Origin of the sequence: Metasolibacillus meyeri, assembly GCF_003049505.1 — a bacterium.
Classification (GTDB): Bacteria; Bacillota; Bacilli; order Bacillales_A; family Planococcaceae; genus Metasolibacillus; species Metasolibacillus meyeri.
Window position 1 is genome coordinate 1 of the sequence record NZ_PYWN01000153.1, and the last position, 5,632, is coordinate 5,632.

Here is a 5,632-nt window from a genome sequence, read left to right on the forward strand (position 1 = left end):
AATGAAACGTTTTTTCATTCACGTCTTGCTTGTTCAGTTTTCAAGGTTCATTTTCATATCATCGCCGCATCTATCAGAAGCAACTTTTATATAATATCATGTTGCATTTTCAAAGTCAACAACTTTTTTATTTTTGTTTTTCGTTTGTTTCGCAACAACGTTTATTACTATACACCGATACCCATCTAAATTGCAACCCTTTATTTAAAGAAAAAATATTCTGATTTTAATAAATGAGTTCCTTCCTATTATATATGCAACAAAAAATTTTTACTTATCATATTAAAATAGCCAATAAAATAAAATTGCAACTACAAAACATGGAATCGACATAAATAAAAATTTTTCTTCATACTTATAACGTCGCTCTCTTTGTTCCTTTGATTCTGTAGCCAGATTAGCACGTAGACGATCTCCATTAACAAACACACCTGAAAATAACATTGTAAGTATTAGTAAAGCCCCACCTATTCCTGCAGCGATTTGGCTTGTCTTGTGTATATCACCTAAAATCAGAGCAGCTACTATCGCACCAACTGCTAACACAATGCCATAAAGTATATATTTTTTCATCCTTCTTCCTCCAAGCAACTTTTTCTATCATATACGAGAGTAGCAACTTGATGGTTTCTTATTTTTTATAAATTTATTTTACTAATAAAAAAGCCACTCAAACGATTAATCATTTGAGTAGCTTAATAACTAAATATTAATGTGCTGCCGTTGCAAGATAAAGTAAGAAAATTAAACCGAACACATACATAATCGGGTGAACCTCTTTAGCACGACCTTTAACAATCATTGTTAATGGATAAAAGACAAAGCCAATTGCTACGCCTGTTGCAATTGAGAATGTTAGTGGCATCATTAACATTGTAAAGAATGCTGGTACAGCTACCTCGAACTTTTCCCAATCAATTTTGCCTAGTGATGCAACCATTAGTATACCTACAACAATTAAAGCTGGAGCTGTTACTGCTGGTGTTACAACACTTAACAAAGGTAAGAAGAATAAAGATAACAAGAATAATAAGCCTGTTACAATTGAAGCAAAGCCTGTACGTGCACCTGCTGCAACACCTGATGAAGATTCTACAAATGAAGTAATTGTTGATGTACCAAAAATAGAACCTACAATTGTTGCAATTGAATCAGAAATTAATGCTCTACCCGCACGTGGTAATTTATTATCTTTCACAAAACCTGCTTGGTTTGCCACAGCCATTAATGTCCCCGCATTGTCAAAGAAGTCAACAAATAAGAATGTTAAAATCACTGATAACATTGATAATGTGTAGAATTCTATATCACCAAATGCTGAGAATAATGCACCGAAAGTTGGCGCTATAGATGGTGGCATTTCAACGATGCCTGATGGCAAGTTAACTAAACCGAAAATCATTCCTGCCACTGCCGTGATGGCCATCCCTAAAAATACGCCGGCTTTAACACCACGAACTAAGAAAATAACCGTAATAATAATACCAAAAATAGCTAATAACACTTCAGGTTCTGTTAAATTTCCAATTCCCACAAATGTCGCTGGATTTGCTATAACGATGCCTGCATTTTTCAAACCAATAAATGCAATAAATAAACCGATACCTGCACCAACAGCCAATTTAAGCTCCATTGGAATCGCGTTAATTAATTTTTCGCGTAAACCTGTTAATGTTAAAATTAAGAAAAATACACCTGATACAAACACAGCCGCTAATGCGTGCTGCCATGGGCTACCGTTCGTTAAAATAACCGTATAAGCAAAAAATGCATTTAAACCTAAGCCCGGTGCCAATGCTAGAGGATATCTAGCAAGAATCCCCATAATAAACGAACCGATTGCTGCTGCAACAGCTGTCGCTACAAATACCGCCCCATAGTCCATCCGTAACGCCTCTGGCAAATTTGGTACATCTTGTAACGTTAACGTCATAGGGTTTACAACTAAAATATAAGCCATTGCTAAAAATGTTGTAAATCCTCCAAGAATCTCTCGGCGATAATTTGTTCCAAGTTTATCAAACTCGAAATATTTTTTCATTGTGAATTGTTCCTCCGTTTATCGTCTATAATCGTAGGAAATAAGACTAATTAAAAAGACATGCCTCTTCATAAAGTCGACATGTCTACGAATAAAGTATCTGTATATTACAATACAAATTTACTTAAATCGTAGTCAAATCATTTCCGGTGATTTGGTAGAAACTCGCGAGCCTATTCCCGCTATTATACGACGATGTTATTTAATTTACATTCAATAATATATCACCACACTTTCTATTTTTCAATCCATTTCCGAACATTTTTTTATTTCTTCACTATAAAGTTCGTAAAAACATCCATATTTATAAACTTTAACTTTATCTTATTTTAACTTTTCCGCACTCTATCTATTATTTCAATATACTGTGTATCTCCTAACCCATACTGTGGAAAAACTTTTAGTAAACGACTGACTAATTCATTTAGCGCTAGGTGTCTATGCCCTTCAATATACTTCGTTATTTCATTCATTTCTTTTTGTAGCTCTAAATATAATTTAGTTCCTTGATACATAACAGGCATCATATCCACACTCGGCATACGCTTCTCCATTAAAACAGTCTTATATAAAGAGCGGTAACCTCCTAGTTGTAGCACTATTTCCTCCACATCATACGTTTGCTCCTGTACGGCATGATAATAAACTACACCCTCATAATTGATTTGCTCTAAATAGGCAAGTACAGTCAGTAAATTCATTTGGCAAAACATATCTTCACCAAACCATAGCACGATACAAGCATACTTTTTAGAAAATAAATTATTTTTTAATGTAGCTAATGTAATGGCTTCATAGCTTTGTAACATCACTTTATGCCCTTGCGCTCGCATTTCATTAAATTTAGGACTAAAAATTGGATAAGTAGTATCATTGATACACATTGCTTCATTAAAGGGTGCATAATCACTAGCTCCCATTAATTGCTGCTCTTTAAATTTCTTAAACATCTCCTCCCCATTTAAAATATTCAACACACCTACATCAAACTGCTCATTCATATTATTTTGCAAATTTTTAATTCGTAACTTTTTTGAAATATCCATTGTATGCATCTCCCCTATGGTCATTGTCAGCTTTACATATGATTGTAATGGCATGGGATTTTGTCTATAGACATTTGGACTGACACCAACTATTTCTTTAAAGGCTCTCGTATATGATTCCTGTGTGGAGTAACCATGATTTAACGCAATATCTAATATTCGCTCATTCGTATCCTTTAAAGCAATAGAAGAAAGATAAACTTTCCTTAGCGTCATATAACGCTTTAAGCTCACACCCGTTATCTGATGAAATTTAAAGGAGCAATAATAAGGGGAGTACCCTATTTTTTCACTTAACTCAACTAATGAGAATCCCTCAAACAAATGATCCTCTACCCAATCAATCATCCTTTGCACAACATGCTTCATTCTGTATCGACCCCCTATCTTTTATTTTAATGATTTCAAACATATTGTTTTGATATTCGTTGTGCTTTACAGCATGTTAAAATAAGGGCATGCAAAAGGAGGAATCGTAATGGCTTTATTTTCACAAACAATTACAGATTTTTGGAGTGAATCTTTTAATGCTGAAGTCTTTTATAATGATAATCGCTTTCACTGCATTATTAACCCTCATTTAAAGGAAGAACGCCGCATAATGGTATTAACGACGGCTGATTGTAAAGTTTATGCTGTTATAACACCTGCAATCGTAGCAAAGCTACAGCTTTCAAAGGAACAGCCTTTATCTGAGGTGATTTTCCGCAAAAAATTGCAAGAAGCAAACATGTTATTGCACGGTGCTGACCATATTTTTTATTTTACAGAAGAAGAAAAAAATAAAATATGCACAGAAATTATTGCTGGTCATATACGTCAACTAAACACGCAGGATACAGAGGTATTTTCAGCATTTGAAAGCTCCGCCTCAGAGCAAGATTTAGATGATGCTTATGTTGAATTAGACCATTGGGCTGTATTTGGCTCCTTTGTAGAACAGCGCTTAGCTTGTGCTTCCAGCATGTATCCATGGGGTAGTTCGAAACTTGCTGATCTTGGTGTTTTAACATTGCCACAATTTCGTGGACAAGGACATGCCCGCAAGATTGTACGTGCGATTAGTCAATATGCATATGAAAATGGTTACGAGCCTCAATACCGTTGTCAGCTTGACAACACTGGTTCTATTTCCTTAGCAAAGGCTAGTGGTTTAACATTGTTTGGACAATGGGAAGTTATTTCACCCAATTCACCAGAATAATCATTTATGGTCAAAATGCTATCTATTTTAGCAAATATTTCTTATTATAATATATAGTCAAAAAATTCTGTATTCAAAGGAGGCAGTAACTATGTATGAAAATATTTTGCGTCACCCAGGTCCTACCCCCATTCCAAAACGTATAGAGCTCGCGATGTGTAAACATATCATTAGTCATCGAACACCAGAGTTTGTCGAACTCTATCAGGAGGCTGTTAATTTAGTAAAGCCTATATTTGGCACTGAGCAGGAAATTTTATTTTTACCGTCAGGTGGTACTGCTGCACTTGAAGCCGCAGCCGTGAACACCGTTTCGGCTGGTGATAATGTTGTGGTGATTACCGTCGGTGCATTCGGTGATTACTTCGTTTCTATTTGCGAGCAGCACAAGTTCCAAGTACATAAACTGGAGAAAGCTTGGGGAGAGGCATGTACAGCTCAGGAGTTACGCGAATTTTTACAGCATGCACCGAAAATAAAAGCTGTTTTTATGACATACAATGAAACATCTACAGGGATTTTAAATCCAATTGCAGAATTAGCAAAAGTTGTACGTGAGGAAACAGATGCACTCGTTATTGTAGATGGTGTAAGCTGCATCGGGGGTGTAGCAGCAAAAATGGATGAATGGGGTATCGATATTTTAGTCACTGGTTCGCAAAAAGCCTTGATGCTACCACCAGGTCTGTCGTTAGTTGCTGTGAGTAAGCGTGCTTGGCAGGTCATCGAAGCGAATCATACACAGACTTATTATTTGAATCTATTAAGCTATAAAAGTTGGGCTGAAAAAGGGATGACCCCAAACACTCCTACTATTACACTACTATACGGCTTAAACGAAGTATGTAAATTAATTGCAGAAGAAGGTGGCATCGAACAAACGGCTAAGCGTCATGACGTTATGAAAAATATGGTGCGTGCTGCCATGAACGAATTAAATATAGAGCTGTTAACAGATGATGCATATGCTTCACCAACGATTACAGCAATTAAAGCACCACAGGGCATTGCATTGGGGGATTTTTTGGCACATTTGAAATCAAAATATCATCTTGATTTCGCAGGTGGACTCGGACCGTTGCAAGGTGAAATTTTCCGTTTTGGTCATATGGGCTACTGCTTCCCAAGTGATATATTGCAAGCAGTTTCATTAATAGAAGCGGCACTACAAGATTTCAACTATGACTTTACAGCAGGTGCTGGCATACTTGCTGCACAGAAGGTATTTTTAAAAAGTACGAAATAACTAATAAAGTGAACCTTCAATCAGTGGGGGTTTTCCTAATATCCCACTGATTGGTGATAAAGGAACACAAGCTAAAAACTTCACATCCTGTGAAA

Annotated in this window: 5 protein-coding genes and 1 riboswitch; of the genes, 2 read left to right on the top strand and 3 right to left on the bottom strand. The window is 36.0% G+C overall.

Annotated elements, in window-relative coordinates; translation table 11 throughout:
- Positions 1-282 precede the first annotated feature (282 nt).
- The 3 genes from C9J34_RS18360 to C9J34_RS18370 form a co-directional block, all read right to left on the bottom strand.
- Entirely contained in the window at positions 283-573 is a 291-nt protein-coding gene (locus C9J34_RS18360; RefSeq protein ID WP_107841631.1) for a DUF5316 domain-containing protein, read from the bottom strand.
- Positions 574-709: 136 nt separating this feature from the next.
- Positions 710-2,041, bottom strand: a complete 1,332-nt coding sequence (locus C9J34_RS18365; RefSeq protein ID WP_107841632.1) for an NCS2 family permease — start codon at positions 2,039-2,041, stop codon at positions 710-712.
- A gap of 112 nt (positions 2,042-2,153) precedes the next feature.
- A riboswitch (purine riboswitch) is annotated at positions 2,154-2,254 on the bottom strand.
- A gap of 116 nt (positions 2,255-2,370) precedes the next feature.
- Positions 2,371-3,456 carry a helix-turn-helix domain-containing protein gene (locus C9J34_RS18370; protein ID WP_107841633.1) on the bottom strand — a complete coding sequence of 362 codons (1,086 nt, stop codon included), beginning with the start codon at positions 3,454-3,456 and terminating at the stop codon, positions 2,371-2,373.
- A gap of 109 nt (positions 3,457-3,565) precedes the next feature.
- Between C9J34_RS18370 and C9J34_RS18375 the strand changes: the two genes are divergently transcribed.
- Positions 3,566-4,291, top strand: a complete 726-nt coding sequence (locus C9J34_RS18375) for a GNAT family N-acetyltransferase (RefSeq protein ID WP_107841634.1) — start codon at positions 3,566-3,568, stop codon at positions 4,289-4,291.
- A 91-nt stretch (positions 4,292-4,382) separates the two neighbouring features.
- Complete coding sequence (locus C9J34_RS18380) at positions 4,383-5,537, top strand: pyridoxal-phosphate-dependent aminotransferase family protein (protein ID WP_107841635.1); 1,155 nt, start codon at positions 4,383-4,385, stop codon at positions 5,535-5,537.
- Positions 5,538-5,632: the final 95 nt, after the last annotated feature.

What these genes read in the sequence shown, in the direction of transcription:
- C9J34_RS18360 (WP_107841631.1), bottom strand. Translation starts at nt 573, where the DNA reads ATGAAAAAATATATACTTTATGGCATTGTGTTAGCAGTTGGTGCGATA.
- C9J34_RS18365 (WP_107841632.1), bottom strand. Translation starts at nt 2,041, where the DNA reads ATGAAAAAATATTTCGAGTTTGATAAACTTGGAACAAATTATCGCCGA.
- C9J34_RS18370 (WP_107841633.1), bottom strand. Translation starts at nt 3,456, where the DNA reads ATGAAGCATGTTGTGCAAAGGATGATTGATTGGGTAGAGGATCATTTG.
- C9J34_RS18375 (WP_107841634.1), top strand. Translation starts at nt 3,566, where the DNA reads ATGGCTTTATTTTCACAAACAATTACAGATTTTTGGAGTGAATCTTTT.
- C9J34_RS18380 (WP_107841635.1), top strand. Translation starts at nt 4,383, where the DNA reads ATGTATGAAAATATTTTGCGTCACCCAGGTCCTACCCCCATTCCAAAA.